This window comes from Methylomonas sp. 11b, from assembly GCF_000515215.1.
Taxonomy (GTDB): Bacteria; Pseudomonadota; Gammaproteobacteria; order Methylococcales; family Methylomonadaceae; genus Methylomonas.
Genome location: NZ_KI911557.1, coordinates 3897625 through 3914901 on the forward strand (window position 1 = coordinate 3897625; position 17277 = coordinate 3914901).

At 54.2% G+C, this 17277-nt stretch carries 12 protein-coding genes and 1 riboswitch; of the genes, 8 read left to right on the forward strand and 4 right to left on the reverse strand.

Features of this window, described 5'->3' with window-relative positions; translation table 11 throughout:
- The first annotated feature begins 203 nt into the window (after positions 1–203).
- Entirely contained in the window at positions 204–2081 is a 1878-nt protein-coding gene (locus METH11B_RS0118760; protein ID WP_026603333.1) for a potassium transporter Kup, read from the forward strand.
- Positions 2082–2311: 230 nt separating this feature from the next.
- Here METH11B_RS0118760 and METH11B_RS0118765 read toward each other — a convergent pair whose 3' ends face one another.
- The 4 genes from METH11B_RS0118765 to METH11B_RS0118780 all read right to left on the reverse strand — a co-directional run bounded on the left by METH11B_RS0118765 (position 2312) and on the right by METH11B_RS0118780 (position 7467).
- Positions 2312–3241 (reverse strand): 2OG-Fe(II) oxygenase family protein, encoded by a 930-nt coding sequence (locus METH11B_RS0118765; RefSeq protein WP_231499637.1) that lies wholly within the window; start codon positions 3239–3241, stop codon positions 2312–2314.
- 229 nt (positions 3242–3470) lie between these two features.
- On the reverse strand, positions 3471–4781 hold the full coding sequence (locus tag METH11B_RS0118770) for a hemolysin family protein (protein ID WP_026603335.1): 1311 nt from the start codon (positions 4779–4781) through the stop codon (positions 3471–3473).
- 86 nt (positions 4782–4867) lie between these two features.
- Complete coding sequence (locus tag METH11B_RS0118775; RefSeq protein WP_020483318.1) at positions 4868–5665, reverse strand: transglutaminase domain-containing protein; 798 nt, start codon at positions 5663–5665, stop codon at positions 4868–4870.
- A gap of 101 nt (positions 5666–5766) precedes the next feature.
- Positions 5767–7467, reverse strand: a complete 1701-nt coding sequence (locus METH11B_RS0118780) for a glycoside hydrolase family 17 protein (RefSeq protein ID WP_026603336.1) — start codon at positions 7465–7467, stop codon at positions 5767–5769.
- A gap of 333 nt (positions 7468–7800) precedes the next feature.
- On the opposite strand from METH11B_RS0118780, the gene METH11B_RS0118785 reads away from it, so the two are divergent.
- From METH11B_RS0118785 to METH11B_RS0118815, 7 genes are all read left to right on the forward strand, one after another.
- Entirely contained in the window at positions 7801–8319 is a 519-nt protein-coding gene (locus tag METH11B_RS0118785; protein ID WP_026603337.1) for a sigma-70 family RNA polymerase sigma factor, read from the forward strand.
- 137 nt (positions 8320–8456) lie between these two features.
- The gene (locus METH11B_RS0118790) at positions 8457–9482 is read left to right on the forward strand and encodes a FecR family protein (protein WP_026603338.1); all 1026 of its coding nucleotides are present in this window, start codon (positions 8457–8459) and stop codon (positions 9480–9482) included.
- A 237-nt stretch (positions 9483–9719) separates the two neighbouring features.
- The gene (locus tag METH11B_RS0118795; protein WP_231499638.1) at positions 9720–12251 is read left to right on the forward strand and encodes a TonB-dependent siderophore receptor; all 2532 of its coding nucleotides are present in this window, start codon (positions 9720–9722) and stop codon (positions 12249–12251) included.
- A gap of 285 nt (positions 12252–12536) precedes the next feature.
- A riboswitch (cyclic di-GMP riboswitch) is annotated at positions 12537–12615 on the forward strand.
- A gap of 72 nt (positions 12616–12687) precedes the next feature.
- Positions 12688–13464, forward strand: coding sequence for a hypothetical protein (locus METH11B_RS0118800; protein ID WP_026603340.1), 777 nt, complete (start codon positions 12688–12690; stop codon positions 13462–13464).
- A gap of 154 nt (positions 13465–13618) precedes the next feature.
- On the forward strand, positions 13619–14452 hold the full coding sequence (locus tag METH11B_RS0118805) for a hypothetical protein (RefSeq protein ID WP_026603341.1): 834 nt from the start codon (positions 13619–13621) through the stop codon (positions 14450–14452).
- Positions 14449–15426, forward strand: a complete 978-nt coding sequence (locus METH11B_RS0118810) for a hypothetical protein (protein WP_026603342.1) — start codon at positions 14449–14451, stop codon at positions 15424–15426. The genes METH11B_RS0118805 and METH11B_RS0118810 overlap by 4 nt, the downstream gene beginning before the upstream one ends.
- Entirely contained in the window at positions 15426–17216 is a 1791-nt protein-coding gene (locus tag METH11B_RS0118815; protein ID WP_026603343.1) for a hypothetical protein, read from the forward strand. The genes METH11B_RS0118810 and METH11B_RS0118815 overlap by 1 nt, the downstream gene beginning before the upstream one ends.
- Positions 17217–17277: the final 61 nt, after the last annotated feature.

Here is a 17277-nt window from a genome sequence, read left to right on the forward strand (position 1 = left end):
ACTAGCAATTTGAGCGTCAGAATCGAAAATTTCCGAGTTTACAGGGCAAATTTTTACAATTTTTTTAGATGAAATTGCGTATAGTCGCGCGCTTTTCCTGGTAAGACTCGGGTTTGCTAAACCAATTGTTTCGAGCCTTTCATTTGATTCAGATCCAAAAACGGTCTGCTTGATTTTCTCCTGATCTACACAGGTTTTTTGTAATGTCTGCCGACAATAAATCTCAACCATTAACCGGATTAACGCTGAGCGCGATAGGTGTCGTCTTTGGCGATATAGGCACCAGCCCCCTATACGCCGTTAAGGAAGTCTTTCATGCCGGATTAACGACGGATACCACCCATATTCTTGGCGCGCTTTCGCTGATCTTTTGGTCACTGACGCTAGTCGTCACCACCAAATACGCGATTTTCATCATGCGCGCCGACAACAAGGGCGAAGGCGGTATCATGGCTTTGCTGGCTTTGGCCCTTCAAACTGCCAAGGACAATCCGCAAAAAACCCGTTTCATCGTCACTACCGGCTTGATTGGCGCGGTGCTGTTTTATGGCGACAGCATTATCACACCGGCTATATCGGTGTTGAGCGCGGTGGAAGGGCTGCAAATCATCGCGCCAAAGCTGGAACATTACGTGTTGCCGATAACCTTTGCGGTATTGGGGGGCTTGTTTTTGATTCAAGCCAGGGGCACCGAGGCGGTCGGCAAATTGTTTGCGCCTATCATGTGTGTTTGGTTTGCGGTCTTAGCGATCATGGGCCTAGTCAATATTGTCCAGCAACCTGAAGTATTACAGGCTATCAATCCTTATTACGCGATTAGTCTATTAGGTGAATTGGGTTGGAAAGGATTTTTAATCATGGGCTCGGTGGTGTTGGCCATTACCGGTGCCGAAGCGCTGTATGCCGACATGGGCCATTTTGGTTTAAAGCCGATTCGGTATGCCTGGTTTAGTTTTGTGTTTCCTGCCCTGCTACTCAATTACTTCGGACAAGGGGCGCTGTTGATGGGCCATCCTGACGCGATTGAAAACCCGTTCTATCTGCTCGCGCCAAACTGGGCTCTTTACCCTTTGTTAATTCTGTCGACATTGGCTACGGTGATTGCCTCGCAAGCCGTTATTTCCGGGGCGTTTTCGTTGACTAGACAGGCTATCCAGTTGGGCTATTCGCCACGCATGAATATTCTGCATACCTCGGGTGACGAAATGGGCCAAATCTATATTCCAGCCGTGAACTGGTTGTTGATGGCATCGGTATTTATTCTGGTAGCCGGTTTTAAATCATCCACCGCATTGGCTTCTGCCTATGGCTTGGCGGTAACGGGCACGATGATTACTACCACGATACTGGCGTTTATCGTCATTTCGGAATTGTGGCGGTGGAATAAAGTCACCAGTATCAACTTTCTGTCAATTTTTTTGACCCTGGATATTTTATATTTCTTGGCCAACACGCTGAAAATACCCGAGGGCGGTTGGTTGCCTTTGACCGTGGGTGTCGTATTGTTCCTGATCATGACCACCTGGATTAAAGGTCGCGAGTTACTGGCCAGAAACATGGATGAAAAACGGGTGATGTTTGAAGAACTGGAAGACAAAGTTCAGGGCCAGAAGCTAGCCAAAGTGCCCGGTACCGCAATTTATTTAGCCAAAAATCTACACGGCGTACCGCAAGTGCTGCTACACAATTTGGCACACAATCATGCGCTGCATGAGCAAATGATTGTGCTGACGATAGTCACCAAAGACGAGCCGTACGTCGATGAGTCTCACCGTATCAAAATTCGCGCTTTCGGTGACGAGGGCAATTTTTATAGGGTGAAGATGTATTTCGGCTTTCAGGAAGAACAGGACGTGCGTCGCGCACTCCAGCTATGCAGCCATGAGGGACTGGTAATTGATCAAAAAGCTGCATCGTTTTTCATCGGTAACGAGAGAATATCGTTTCGCCGGAGAAGCCCCATGCCGAAATGGCGCAGGGCGCTATTTAGATTCTTGCTCCACAACGCATCCAGCGCTATCGAATATTTCAAAATTCCGGTCGAACGCGTAATTGAGGTAGGTATTCGCCTTGAGTTGTAACATTACAAATAATCATATGGAATGTGTAATTTCGTATCGTGGTGACGAAGTCAATTCTTTCCGAACTAAAATCTATCGCGGTTTCAAAAAATAGGAAAACCACCGATGGCCTATGAGCTTTGCGCAGCCGCCGCGCCGTTTTAAGGGATAATATTTGCCTGTCGGCTAATGGTCGATTGCGACAATCCGTTACCGGAATGGGTGGCAGACTTTCCATTGTCAGGCCATCTCTATTCCGGCAGACAATGCTGCCATGTAGGCTTCAGGCGTGTAAATATTTCCATTCCTTCAAGCTCGTCTTGCAAGATTTGCCAACGGGCCAGGTCAAACGAATCCCGATACAAACACGCAACCCAATCCGCCAGCCGTACGGCTGAAAAGGTCTCGGCAGCGTTGGTGTCACAGACAGAAAGACCGGCGCTGTGCCGGTAGCCCGCGATAACAGTAGTCTCATCATAGCCCCAGCGATGGAGCGCAAGCGCAGCCAAACCGGCATGAAATGTCGTCTCCTCGGGCAGACTCGATTCCGCAGCCGAGGCCAAAGGGTTAAGTGCTGCCGGCAGCTCCGAAAAATGCATGTCGGCAAACAAACTTTGCACGTGTTCGGCAAGCTCGGGTGTATTGGCCGCGTGCCAGAAATTGAAGACCACGGTTTGTCGCGGCTGAATAGCCGCCGTTACGGCATGGTATGAATCGCCGTGCAGCAGAAAACCGAAGGCTTTGTTGTACTCAGGATTAACGCTAAAAACCGCTTCACTCTCCGGCGAGGAGAATAATTCCAGCACCCCGCCATGCTCGGGTTGCCATTGCCTATTCAGTTGCACAACCAGTCGGGCAATCTCATAACCGACTAGCGGCCGGTCGCTGTGTATGCCAATCACTTGTCCAGGCAGCATACGTTGCGCCGTCACTAACACGCGATTCGTGAGAGGTAATCCGGTAATCTCGCGCATTCTAGCGAGTACTCCTGCTTGAAAAGCGGCGGGAATGTTCTCAGTAACGTCCTTGAGAGAGCAGCGATAAAACGCCCCATCCCGATGCTGCCAGTCTCCGTCTAGCAAAAATAAATCTTCAAGCGCAGTACATTGCTCCGCAGAAAATGCGGAATTGACATAAAAAAACGGGAACGGAGTATCGTGGTGGATGGGCTGTGAGAGCAACGGCTAAGCTCCTATTAGAATCAAATTGAGAGGTAGCAATACAGGCTTGAATCTTACGGAAAACGCCGTCTAGGATTGTTTCACCAAGTTTTCAGTTTTGATTAGTTTAGAGGGGAGAATTCAAGGACGCAGCAATCCAACTACAACTGACCATTCCCGCGATTACGCTTCGCTAATCGCGGCTAACAAGGAGTGGCTGAGTCGCTAGCTACACTGTGAGCTTTCCACATTATTGCTTAGGATAAACCTGCACCCACTCGATACGTGGGCCGTTCATTTCCTTCACGACGATTTCAAAGTCGTTAAAGGCGATGCGCTCGCCGGCTTCGGGGATGTCGCGCAATTGCGCCAGGATCATGCCGCCCACGGAATCGACATCGTCCAGATCCAGTTCTTCGTTTTCCACATCGATACCCAAAATCCGTTCCAGCGAGAAAATCGGCAAGCTGCCTTTACCGAGCAAGCTGCCGTCGTCTTGACGGGTCCAGTCGCTTTCTGTTTTTCGAAATTCGTCGCGGATTTCGCCGACCATGGCCGATAGCAAATTGTCCAGCGTGATAAAGCCGTGCGGCTTGTGGCCTTTCTGGCCGATGACGGCAAAATGCGGTGAGCCCTGAGTAAAGCGTCGGAATAATTCCAGGGCCGGCATATGCGCGGAGATATGTTGAATCGGGCGTAAATAAGGTTCCAAATCGTCGATTTGCTGGCCGTGTTGTTGCGCCAGGAACAAATCTTTTAAATGGATAATGCCCAGCACATCGATACCGTTACTGTCGAAATACGGGTAGCGGCTGAAGCAGCTGCTATAAACCGTTTCCAGCATTTGTTGTTGAGATTGGCCCTGGTACAGCGCGGTAATTTCGTGAATCGGCCGCATTAAATCGGAGACTTCCAACTTGCCGAAATCCAGGGCCTTGGCCAGCACGTTGCATTCGTCGCTGGTCAGGTTCTCGCCGGCCCGGCTGGAGCGCAGAATCAGTTTCAATTCCTCGTTGGAATAATGACTGTCGAGGTTGTGACCATCGCTAAGTCCGGCGATGCGTAACACCAGGTTGGCGCTGCCGTTCAACAACCAGATGGCCGGATACATCAACCAGTACAGCGCGTAAAGCGGTCCGGCGCTCCACAGGCCTATGCCTTCCGGATTGCGGATAGCCAGCGATTTAGGCGCTTGCTCACCAACGACGATATGCAGAAAGGAGATCGTGCAAAACGCAAACGCAAACGAGACGTTATGGATGATTTCCGGGGAGGTGATTTCGGCCTTGGCAAATAGCGGTATTAACAGATCAGCGAAAGCCGGTTCGCCGATCCAGCCCAGCCCCAGCGAGGCTAGGGTAATGCCGAGTTGGCAGGCTGATAGATAGGCATCGAGTTTTTTGTGTACTTTGGCGAGAATCCGGCCGCGCCAGCCTTCGGTTTGTTCGATGGTCTTGATTCTGGTCTGCCTTAGTTTGACCAGACTGAACTCGACCGCAACAAAGAAGCCGTTTAGAAATACCAGCAACAAGGCGCAGGCGACCAGAACAAGATTACTCATAAATAAAGCGTTGATTACAGCGGAATGGCCATTATACCGGGAATCCGCACCTTTGCTCGATGTGTGATGGCACCGCCGGGCGCGCGCTAATCCGGCGGGCCAGGCAGGCGTTCGACATTGGCGGCCATATGCATGGGATAAAGCGCCGGTCCGAATTGAGTAAAAATCGCTACGTCCGCCGCGTCGTGGCCGTAAGCGACGATGACCCTACCGCCGCACGGTTCGGCTTGGGTCGGGTCGAAGGTATACCATCGACCGCCCACATAAGCCTCGAACCAGGCGTGAAAATCCATCGGCTGCAAGCCGTATAGATAACCCACCACCATCCGTGCCGGAATGCATAAGGCCCGGCACAGAGCGATGCCCAAATGGGCAAGTTCGCGGCAGACGCCTTCGCCGGCCATATTGGTTTCGACTGCCGACAGCTGGAAATGCGGCGAGTCCGGATTGAAACGGATATTGTCGCGCAGCCAGCGGTGCAGCGTCGCGACTTGGTCGTAACCCGGTAAGGCATCGGCGACGATTTCCTGGGCTAGATCGATAAACCGGTCGGATTCGCAATAGCGGGTCGGGATCAGATAGGTCAGTACCGAATCCGGCAGACTTTGCACTTCCGTAAACGGTGCGCCGGGGCAGACGTCGATATGCTCGTTAGTATGAATATCGGCGCTGGTGCGCACGGCAAACTCGCCGGGTGGCGCGATCAGGCGTTGACAGAGATTGCCGTAGTAGTCGGTATATTCGAATACCGGCACCGTCGGATTCAATGTATACGACTCGCGGGCTACCCATTGATTGGCGCCGTTGCGCGGTCGCAGCATCAAAATGAACGGAGTCTCGATGCTGACATCGAAGGTTATTTCGCAACTAGTGCGCAGCCACATATGGGGTGTCCTTGTGTTGATTACCGAAAAATTAGCCTTGGGGCACGCGCCGATAGGCGCGTTGCCGGAGCCAGCCGCTTGAGCAACATTGATCGTACGTGCTAAATCTTGGCTTTGCCTGAGCGGAGGGGCCAGAACGGGATCGACAGCACCAGTATACACAGCAACCAAGCCATGAGTTGCTGATTGTAAAACGTGTAACCCAGGGCTATCGGTAAACCTTCGCTAAAGCCCGGATGCGCTTGGATAAAGTCGTAGGCAGCCATAAACTCGTGCGTCTCGCCTATCACCACGGCGACAGTGCCGAAACTTAAAAAATACGCCAATAAGCGGTCGCGGGGCGTTTGTGAATCACCGCCGGACAGGCTGTCGAAGCGCAGCATCTGCCAGTGTAGCCGGTGCTGGGCGAGGTACAGGCAGACCATCAATCCGCAGATGCCAAAGGCCGGAATCGCGAATTGTTCGACCGGGAAACTTAGATAACGGCCGTTGAATGCCAGGCTATAGGTTTTAAAAAGCGCCAGCACCACGAAGAACAGATAGGCGCTTCTCAAACGGTTTGCCAGGGCCGGCAGCGCGGCTTGGTTGGCTAAAAGCGCATAACCGCGTTGCAGCAACAAGCCGCTTAATAGGGTGTTGGCTACTATTAGCAAAATGGTGTAAGCCTGTTGCCAGATGCTATAGCTGGTAAACCACAGAAAGTCGGCCAGCGTCACCAGGCAAACGCTAAACACTTGGGCCAAGGCTAAAAACACCAATAGGCGCGGCAGCGACAATTCGGATAATTTTTTGAAGTAGACTGCAACCAGTAACAGCCACAAGCCAGTTGCCCAGGCAAAATGCAGCAACCAGTCCGGGTTTTCGTAAACCGGGCCGGTCAATGGAAACACGGGCTCGCGGTCGATAGTCAGCAAGCCCCAATTAGCGCCGACTACGCCTTCGTTATGACTTTTCCAGGGCTGGTTAAAGGCTTCGACGATGTTGTAGTCCAAGCCGTGCCGGTTCACGACTTCGATCAGGCTGCGTATGAAGCGGGTTTCGTTAACCACGCTGGGAATGGCTCGGCCGCGTTGGCGGCCGGCGGCGGGCCAGCCGGACTCGCCGATCAGAATCGGTTTGTTCAGGCCCATGCTATGTGCTTTGTCTTCGATCTGCTGGACGATTTTCTCGACATGGCCTGCGGCATCTTCAATAGCCACCGGCTCGTCTTCCCAGTAGGGCAGAATGTGTACGGTGATGAAATCCACTTCGTGCATCAGTTGCGGGTATTTCAGATAAATCGACCAGACATCGGCATACGATACCGGCTGTTTCACCGCCTGTTTGACCTGGCGGATATAGCCGATCAGCGTGTCTACATCCATGTCTTTGCGCAGCAGGACTTCGTTGCCGACCAGCACCCGTTTCACCACATCCGGATTGGCGTTCACCGCTTCGATCAGCGCGGCGATTTCCTTTTTATTGCTGGCATGGCCGTCGCCCAGCCAGCCGCCTTGAATCATCTCCACGCCGTGTTTGCGCGCAAACTCCGGAGTTGGTTGCATGCCGCCGAGTATCGAGTAGGTGCGGATGGTATGGGTTTTATCCGCAATCAAGCCCAGGTCGGCGTCGATATGCTCCGGCAACGGAAATTTTTCTTCTATCGGACTAAAACCTTCCCGATAAGGCGCAAACGACAAGCTGCGCAATTTGCCCGAAGGCACATCGACACCGGCGTCCTGGGGGCGATTCAGGCTCCAGGCGATGGCACCGTGAACGATAACGATGAAAATTAGGCTGAACAGCAGATTGGTGGGGCGCATGACAGGGGATGGTTAAGCTGAGTGAATAAATACGTGGGTTTGCGGGGATTATACAGGCTTGGCGCGCGCTAAAAATCAAAGTCGGCGAGGCGGACGGCGATTCTGGATAAAACTATGTTATCTGCCGGCCATTTCGCGGGTTATTTGCCGCATTCCCGGATTGCAAGCAAGCAAGGTTCAAAGCCAGTCTGCATGTAGGGTGGGGCCTGCCGGCAGCATCCGTCGTTGGTTCAATTATTGCAAACGCTCTGACGCAAGGCCGCGCTGCGACATTGTGGTGGGGTATCAGCCAGCCGCTGTTTTTGAATAAAGCTTTGGATATTACCGATACGCATGAGTGCACAGCCATTGACCGATATTTCCGCGTTCTGGACCGAGTCCTTGGCCGATGAGCTATTGCGTTTTTTAACCGGGCGCTTGAAATGCCCGGACATTGCCGCCGAATTAACCCATGACACCTATCTGGGCTTACGGCAAATCGCCGAGAAAACGCCGCCGGATAATGCTCGCGCCATGGCGTTTCGGATCGCGATCAATCTGACCATCGATCATCAGCGTAAAACCATGGTCAGGGACCGTTACGGCGCTGACGAAGATTTTGATGCGCTAGCTGAATCCATTCCCGGCAACACCGCGCCACCGGAGCAGGTGTTGATCAGTCAACAACGTTTGGCCGCATTGCAACATGCGCTGGACGAGTTGCCGCACGTCTGTCGTGGCGTGTTTTTGCTGCATGGGGTCGATGGCCTGACCTATACGCAAATTGCCGAACGCTTGGGGATTTCCAAGTCCCAGGTCAACAAGTTGTTGGCTAAAGCCATGGCGCATTGCGCGCGGCAACTGGCTGATTGAACAAAACGCCCGCATTATTTTTCCGCAACCCGCTTCACACCGATGCCGTTAACGCCTGCCGCTTGCCCTTCTTGGTATGATCGCTTTCGTGCCTCGCACGTCTTTATCAATAATACCCTTGCTTAATTGGAGATCGCATGCCTGCGCCGTCCGACAAATCCGCTTACACAAGTCTGCAAGACCAGGCCATCGCCTGGCTGGCTTGTCTGCGCGACGACAGTTTGAGCGATGCGGAACTCGAAGCGTTCGCCGATTGGCTGAGCCGCGACCCCTTGCATGCCGAAGCGTTTACCGAGGCGGAGAATTTGTTCAGAGATATGGTGCTGGCCGGCAACCAGTCCAGACAGGCCGAGGCCCAACAACCAGCGTCTCGGCAAATCGCCCCGGTGACATTCCGCGCCGCTAAAATCAAGTCAGCCAAACCCCAATCGCGCCGGCCCTGGTTTACTGCCGGGCTTGCCTTTGCTGCGATGTGGCTGCTGGCGATTGGTCTGATCATGCCGCAACAAGCGCGCTTACTCAGCGATTATTTAAGCGACTACCGCACGCAAACCGGTGAAATTCGCGAGATTCAACTCAGCGACGGCAGCCGGTTATTGATGAACACCAATAGCGCTGTTTCCGTGGCGTTCAGCAGTGAGGCGAGGCGTATTGTGTTGCATCACGGTCAGGTGCAGTTTACGGTGGCAAAGGATAGCCGGCGGCCTTTCGAAGTGGTGGCCGACGACTTGACGGTACGCGCTTTGGGTACCGTGTTTGAAGTGTATAAAACCGCAGAGGATCATACCGAGGTGACTGTCCAGGAGCATGCCGTAGCGGTCAGCGTCGCCGGTCGAGAGAAAGACGTTACCGTCGCACAAGGCCAAGGTTTGCGCTACAACCCCGAACTGCCGTTACCGCATCCGCGGGCCGTGGGTGCGGAACAGTCCGCTTGGCAGCAACATCGGCTGGTGATCAATGATAGACCTTTAGCCGAATTGATAAGCGAGTTGGAGCGCTATCGCTTCGGGCGGATATTTCTCGCCGATGCCGCACTTAAAAATCTGCGGGTGACGGGAGTGTTTTCTCTGGATACGCCCGATGAGGCGCTGTCCTCGGTGCGCATAGCGCTGGGTTTGCAAGAAACCCGTATCGGTCCCTGGTGGGTGTTATTGCGTCGCTGAGTTTTTGGCGCGGAAACCCTTCGTGCATATTTCGTCAACCCAGCCCTTGAACATCGTCGCTCCCGCACAGACGGGAACGACGATGCCGCTCTAATTTGGAGTCGAAAGCTCGAGCGCATAAGCTCAAACCGTCCGCTTCGACTCCCTAATTTCGAAAATAGTTAAATTTTTGTGATCGATTTTTGTGCTGAAACGACTTCTATGTTGAGAAACATTTTTTTTTGGACAGGACGGATCTTGAAAGCACGGATTAACGATTTTCGCTACCAGCTTGCAGTCGGCGTATGGCATCGGCCAGCCGTATATCTTTGCTATGCGCTGAACGGCAACCGTGTCGGCGTCGATACCTGGGTGTTGATTGGGCTGGTGGCGGCCGGCGGACAATTGAGCAGCAGCCAGGCGGTTGCCGCGGAAGTTATCCGCCACTTCAACATCAGCGGCCAGTCCTTAAATAACGCGTTGATTCAATTTGCCGCGCAAGCAGAGTTGGAATTGATTTTTTCAGCGGACATGTTGCGTGAGCTCGCAAGTCCCGAGCTGCGCGGTGATATGTCGGCGGAGCAGGCATTAACACACTTGTTGCATGACAGCGGCTTTACCTACCGTTTTATCGATGCCGATACGGTGACTTTGGAACGCAGCCTGACGGCAACGGAGTCATCTAACCTGCCGCCCGTTACCCTGGATGCCATGACTGTCGTGGGCTTGAAAACAAGGGAGGCCGGTGCGGAAATCCTCACCGAGCCGATGCTTGACGAGGCGCGGACCTATGCCGTCAGGCATATTGCCAGCGCTACCGGAACGGACACGCCAATCAAGCAAATCCCGCAGTCGGTGCATGCGCTTAAACGCCCTTTGTTAGACGACCAGCAAACGATCAACGTCAGCGAATCCTTAGTCAATGTCAGCGGCATAGTGGCGCGCAATGAGCTCTACAGTCCGGTTATCGAGGGTACATTGATTCGCGGTTTTCGTTCCGAACAACTGATGGACGGCTTTACCCAGTACTACAACCCCGGCGACCGGGAAAGCACTATTAATATCGAGAGAATCGAGGTGCTGAAGGGGTCTAACGCCTTGCTCTACAGCGGCGGCTCGGGCTCCCCGGTGGGCGGGGTGGTGAATCTGCTTTCCAAATTGCCGCAGGCCAAAGCCTTCGGCGAAGCGGGTTTTAGAATCGGCAGTCACAGCTTTTATCAGCCGTTTTTCGATGTCAATCAACCGCTAAACGCCAATATTTTGTTGCGCATGACGGGTGAATATACCAACGCCAGACACAACATCGACATGATCGAAACTCAGCGTTTCAACATCAATCCGGCTCTGACGCTGACCGATAACGATAAAACCCGTTTGACGTTCCAAGCCAAAGTGTCGCGCTGGCAGCAACCGGAGTATCAGGGCTTACCCGCCACCGGCAGCATTGCCGGCGATTTTGCTACCCGGCCCGACCTGTTCTTGGGGCCGGCCAATCTGCCCGATAGCCATTCGAATGCCGATGCGGTGTGGGCCTCGTTGGAAAGGAGCATCAATCGGAGCTGGCGCTTAAACCTGAAGGCGCGCTATGCGCACTCGGAATTCGACGAGAAAATTCAGACCCTGTTCGGCAGCGATGGCCTCGTCGCGGACCGGCCCTTGCTACCGGCATCGAGTTGGGCATTGGTCAATGCCGAATTGTTTCAACAACAGCAAGAGCGCAGCGTGCTGGGCAATTTGCAGGGTAATTTCAAGCTGGGTCCCAGCGAAAACAATCTGTTGCTGGGCGCGGATTACAGTCGCTTGCGCGATGCAGGCTTTATCGAGGGCGATTTTGGCCCCTTGGGTTTGGGTGTCGGTACGGTCGATCTGCGGGCGCCGATATTTGATACCCCTTATGCTGTGCCGGGGCCGGGCCTGGAAAATCAGTTCATCGAAAACATCACTTACGGCGCTTACCTCCAGTGGCAAAGCACGCTGTACCGGCGTTTGCATTGGCTGTCCGGTGTCAGGCTGGGCAAGGTTGGCATCGATTTTAATAATGCGCAAACCGGGGTACACGCTAAAACCGATACGCTGAAATGGCTGCCGCGACTCGGTGGCGTGATTGATCTGAACGACGAGGTTTCCTGGTTTGTTTCCTACAGCGAAGGCATGCGCGGTCAACCCTTTGTGAATTTTGTCGATACGCCGGCACCGGAATTATCCAACCATCTGGAAACCGGCCTGAAATTCAATTTTGCGAACCAATTCAGCGGCCAATTGGCGCTGTATCAAATCGAGCGCAGCCAGGTCGCGGTTACCGACAGCAGCGATTTTCAGCGGCGTTCGGTCGCCGCCGGCCAGCAACGCTCGCGTGGTGTTGAAATGGATTTGCTCTGGCAACCGGTCGAGGGCTTCAGCGTGCTGGCGAACTATGCGCATACCGACGCCCGGTTCATGGACGACGAAGCCGGGGTGGCTGCCGGCACTCGCTTAGCCCAAGTCCCGGAGGATGCCGGGCGGCTCTGGGCGCATTACCGTTTTCAGCAGGATGCGCTGCAAGGCTTTAGCTTGGGTTTCGGCGTTTATGCCCGTGCCGGGGCGTATTTGTCCGACGACAACCGCTTCAAAACCGCCGGCTACCAAAGCTTCGACGCGGCGTTAGCTTACGAAACCGGGCGTTTCAAATGGGCGGCCACCGTCAAGAATCTCAGCGATGAGGATTATTTTCAGCCCTACGGCTATTTCGAGGGCCGGGTGGCGCCGGGACCCGGCCGAGCCGGATTTGTCAGTGTTTCGATCAAGTACTGACCTGATAGCAAGATGCTTCAGCTAAACCAAAAAAGTCCGTCATGCTCGCCGGGATACCCACAGGGCACAAGAGCGGGCATCCAGTGCCATGGATGGCGAGCTTCGAGCTATCCATGCAGTCTGGATTTCGGCAATCCCTGCCGAAATGACGACTTACGCGACGTGCCTTTGAATTAGCTGAAGCAGCTTACTAATCAGGAGTACTGATGTCGTCGTTATCTATTTGCCACAGGAGTTTTTCAGGAGCACCTCACTCAGGGACTTAGAGTGATGTCGTAAGGACCGCGACAAACATGCCACATCCGCCGCGAGACGGAGCCGGAAAGCCACGGGTCTTGGAGATTAAGACAGCCGGGTTACCTGCAAGTTAACTGCCCTAAATTCGGGTTGGCGATTTGCAGATTAACTTTAACCGTAATTTATTAAGGAATAAAAAATGACAATCTTGCACTACAACCGCAATCAACTGGCAAGCGCCGGCCTGTTAGCCTTCAGCGCATTGACCGCCGTTTTAGCGCCTGCAACAGCGAGCGCTGCACAAGTTAGCGGCGATGCCACCATCACCATCAACAATGCCGCTTTTGCGGCGGCATCTGTCAATGTCGGCAGCGGGTATCCGAATGGCTGGATTGTCACGAAACATTGGGGCGCCAGCGATAATTTACTCGGCATTACCGGCGCAACCAACGGCGGAACGGCGCTATCGGCAACCGCTAGCACAGCGATGTCGTTTGCGGTTAACAGCAACACCACGACCAACAGCTATCCGGCTGCCGGCCCCTATGGCCGTACCGAACAAGCCACAACGATGGACGCCGGCAACACCTCGATCGGTCAAATCGGTCTGAGCGGCGCCTGGTTGTTGACCAGCCAAGGCGGCAGCGGCATTTTGACGCCCTACGACTTTAGCCTGGTAAAAACCGGGAGCACCTGGAATATAAAAACCTTCGATACCGGTTTCGGCTACCAAAATTTCTTGAAGCTGACCAACGTCGCCGAGTCGCTGAACAGCAATGGCGAATTACTACTGAGCGGCGATTTGCAATGGACCGGTTTGTGGGCCGGTTTGGTTGGCGCCAATACCAATGCCGTGGTCGGTACTTTTAGTCTGGCGCCGTCCGCTGTGCCGGTGCCTGCGGCCGTGTGGATGTTCGGCAGCGGTCTGCTGGGCTTGCTGGGTGCAAGTCGCAGAAAAGCCTTGGTCGCGGCTTAACTCGCAAAGTGGGCTTGGGGCGGTCGCCAAGATTCGCTCCGGGCCTTAGCTTATTGAAATAAATCCTTCTTCTTGCCCGCATGCCGTGCACTGCGGCTGTTTGCGTATTCAGGCAGGGAGAGGGCTTATTCTGACCATCGGCTGTAGGGCTTTTATGAAGATCAACAAAAACCACGGCTATCCCGTTTTGGCCGTGCTGGTTATTGGCATGGGGATGGTATCTCCAAGCGCCGATGCCGCGATATTGAATGCGCCATCCGGTGGTACCTTTACGATGAACCTGGACCGCAATGCGCTGGCGCCTTACGCCGGGGGTTATTACTTGTCGACGTTTTGGAGTACTGCAACGTCCAATGCCGATAATCCGGTCAATACCGGCGACCATTTGCTTAGCCAACTCAACAACACCGAGATTTCCGGACTTAATCAGGTGTTCGAGTTGACGGCTATCGGTAACGATCCTAGTCCGCAAGCCAGTCAGCGTCATGTCAAAGCGACGTCAGCCGAGTTTGCCATCGATACCGGCACACTGGCCGGGGTGGCCGGGGCGCAAGTCGGTATGAGCGGCGTGCAGGGGTTTTATGCGCCGAACTGGCCGCCCGGCGGGGCCGGCTTGGTCAACGGCGATTTTTCGCTGCTATACGATGCCGGCCGGCAAACTTTGGGCCGCACCGGCTGGTACCTAGCCAATAACATTTATTTCACGATGGCGGTGTACGACTTAAACAACCTAAGCCTGAGCTTTACCAACGCCGAAAACTGGCAGTTTAGCGGCGATTTACTGATGTCGCCGGAAAACGCCGGCATGTTGCAAGGCGTGCAACTGGTCGATGTCGGCAGTTTCTGTTTGGGCACGGGTGCCTATGCCGGTTGCGGTCAGGTATCGGCGGTGCCGCTGCCCGCTGCGGTCTGGTTATTCGGTAGCGGCTTTTTGGGCTTTATCGGCATAGGCCGTAGGCCATATCTTTCAAGGAGTGTGACATTATGAAAATCAATAATCATCGATCATCCGGCAGGCTGTTGGCCGCGAAACTATTAAATTCCCTGGATTCGCCAATCCCGTGCAGGCTGGAATCCACTACAGTCGCTCAACCTCCGTCTGCGCCGGAACGACGCTATTTAGGAGCCGGGTTACTACTGGCGGTTTGCGGTATTTTAATGTCCGGCCATGTCCACGCCGCGACAGTAAGCGGCGGTGCGCTGGTCCTTAACCTAAACCGCGATGTGCTAATCGCCAGCGTCGATGTGAATGACTATCCGGACACACCCACCGCCGACTTTCCGATTTGCTGCCGGCCTTCTATTTATCTGGAAGAGTTTTACGACGCTTCGGCGGCATCAAAAACCTTTGTACAGTTGCGGGACGGCAATGCTCCGGATTTATACGATCTGGTGTCCGATGAAATTCCGGCGACGGGGCTGCAATTTAGTGTCAACGGGTTGAGTCCGATAGTTAATCCGGGCGGGCGGCAGAACAGAAATACTAATTTCGCGTTCGAGCCCGGCAATTTATTCGGCACTGCCAGCGGTAGTATCGGTCTGGGCGGCGTCATGCGGTTTAGAGTGGACGTCGAGCCACCAACCAATAGAGTGTTGTTGGGCGACATGACCTTGGAATACGATCCTGCTCTTGAAGCGGCTACGCCCGGGCGTTCCGGTTGGGTGATTACTAATCATATAGGTTTCGATGCGGGCGGTTTTGAGCTGTTTGATGTCACCACCGCAATAGTCGGGGATACTTTAAGTCTCAACGGCAATCTGGGTTTAGGGTGGGGCTTCGATCATCTGGGCGCTCGCGACGCCCGTTTGCGCGATACCCGCATCGGCACCTTCAGCTTTCAAACCACGGTGGTGTCGGGAGAGCTGCCTGCGGCAGTACCGGTGCCGATGACGGTATGGCTGTTTGCCAGCGGCTTGGCTGGACTGGTTCTGAATGGCCGATCTAAAAGAGAGATCGTCTGATGAAACAGGATGAAGTTGCAGGATTGACTCGGCCCCTAACTGCCGTTCGCCCAGAGCCTGGCGAATGGCGCACACCATTTTTCCGTAACGTCAGGCTGGTAAAAATCGCGGCAGGCTTAGGAGTCGGTTTGACATTGACGACAGCCGCGCAGGCAGGGCCTTCCCCGGTAATAAGCTTTGGACAGTATCGTAGTCATCAGGTCAATGTCGATGCCGGCGGCCAAAACATTGTCGGTGACAAAGGCAACGAACCGACGCTGGCCTTGAATCCGCTGAATCCCGCGAATATCGTTGTGGGCTGGCGTAGGTTCGATTCGCCGCCCACTGCTGTCAAACACGGCGGCTATGCCAATAGCTTCGACGGCGGCGTCAGTTGGGGTACCGGCATGCTGCCGGCCTTGCCGCTGCAAACCCGCACCGATCCGGTGTTGGAGGTTGATGGCCAGGGGAATTTTTATTACCAGTCCCTGGCGATATCGGATAGCACGTCGGTGTTTAAATCCAGCGACGGCGGCGTGACCTGGTCGGAGCCGGTGTATCAGTTTAAAGGCGACAAGAACTGGCTGGCCATCGATAAAACCGGGGGTCCCAGCGACGGGAATATTTACAGCACCTGGCGGCGGCCGGCCGATAGCAACCCCGATCCAAATTATGTGCCCAAGTATTTCAGCCGTTCCACGGATGGTGGGTTGAGTTACCAGGAGCCGGATGCGGCGTTGCCGGTGGCAAACTTCGGTTTCGGCCGGCTGGCCATCGGCCCGGACGGCGAGGTTTATTTATTTGGCGTCGATGAAACGATTTTGTCCGTCAGTGCCTTGGGCATAGTGCGTAGCGGGCATTATTTCCTGAAATCGGTTGATGCCAAAGATCCTAATACCTCGCCCAGCTTTAGCGCGCAAAAAATCGATATGGGCGGCCACGGCATGATGTTCCTGTCGCCGAGTTTGCAGTTACCCAATCCGTTGGGCGGCGACGGTGATGTGCAAATCGCTGCCGATCAATCGGCCGGGCCGTTGCGCGGCAATATTTATTTGCTGGCACACGTCACGCCCTACGCTTGGCAAGCGGGCGACGATCCGCAGGATATACATTTCGTGCGCAGCAGCGACGGCGGCGCCACTTGGTCGGCACCGGTACGTGTGAATGACGATCCACCCGGCGCCACGGCTTATCAATGGTTTGCTATGCTAGGCGTGGCGGCCAATTCCCGCATCGACGCGGTGTGGTACGACACCCGCAACGGCAGCGGCAGCGCGCCGTATCGCTATTCCCAGCTTTACTACGCCTACTCCTGGGATGGTGGCGCAACCTGGAGCAAAAACCAGGCGGTGACGCCCGTGTTCAATACGCATCTGCCGTATAACATCGTGAACGGCGAAGAGCGGCAAGGCGACAAAATGGGTGATTACACCCAGTTAGTCTCCGACGCCAACGGCGCACACATTGCCTACACCGCCACCTACCACGGCGAGCAGGATGTGTATTACTTGAACGTATTTCCGGATTGCAATAGCAACGGCAAGTCGGACGTGCTGGATATTCAAAACCGCGTTAGCGGCGATACCAACTTCAATCATCTACCGGATAGCTGCGAGAACATCGCAGTAAAAGGCGATCTGGACGGTGACCGCGATGTCGATCAATTGGATTTGAACGTGGTCGTTGCTGCCCGCAACAAACCGGCTTCCGGCGTAAACGATCCGCGCGATCTGGACAAAAACGGCGTGATCAATGCGTTGGATGTGCGCAAGCTGACTTTACTGTGTACGCGGTTACGCTGTGCTGTGTAACCAGACCGGCGCCAGTCGGCCCGCAATCGACACACCTGACCGGCTATATGAACCGAAAGTA

Bases quoted from the DNA above. Each gene is read 5' to 3' on its own strand.
- METH11B_RS0118790 (WP_026603338.1), top strand. From the start codon at position 8,457: ATGCCTGCGCCGTCCGACAAATCCGCTTACACAAGTCTGCAAGACCAG.
- METH11B_RS0118760 (WP_026603333.1), top strand. From the start codon at position 204: ATGTCTGCCGACAATAAATCTCAACCATTAACCGGATTAACGCTGAGC.
- METH11B_RS0118775 (WP_020483318.1), bottom strand. From the start codon at position 5,665: ATGTGGCTGCGCACTAGTTGCGAAATAACCTTCGATGTCAGCATCGAG.
- METH11B_RS0118780 (WP_026603336.1), bottom strand. From the start codon at position 7,467: ATGCGCCCCACCAATCTGCTGTTCAGCCTAATTTTCATCGTTATCGTT.
- METH11B_RS0118805 (WP_026603341.1), top strand. From the start codon at position 13,619: ATGAAGATCAACAAAAACCACGGCTATCCCGTTTTGGCCGTGCTGGTT.
- METH11B_RS0118810 (WP_026603342.1), top strand. From the start codon at position 14,449: ATGAAAATCAATAATCATCGATCATCCGGCAGGCTGTTGGCCGCGAAA.
- METH11B_RS0118800 (WP_026603340.1), top strand. From the start codon at position 12,688: ATGACAATCTTGCACTACAACCGCAATCAACTGGCAAGCGCCGGCCTG.
- METH11B_RS0118785 (WP_026603337.1), top strand. From the start codon at position 7,801: ATGAGTGCACAGCCATTGACCGATATTTCCGCGTTCTGGACCGAGTCC.
- METH11B_RS0118770 (WP_026603335.1), bottom strand. From the start codon at position 4,781: ATGAGTAATCTTGTTCTGGTCGCCTGCGCCTTGTTGCTGGTATTTCTA.
- METH11B_RS0118815 (WP_026603343.1), top strand. From the start codon at position 15,426: ATGAAACAGGATGAAGTTGCAGGATTGACTCGGCCCCTAACTGCCGTT.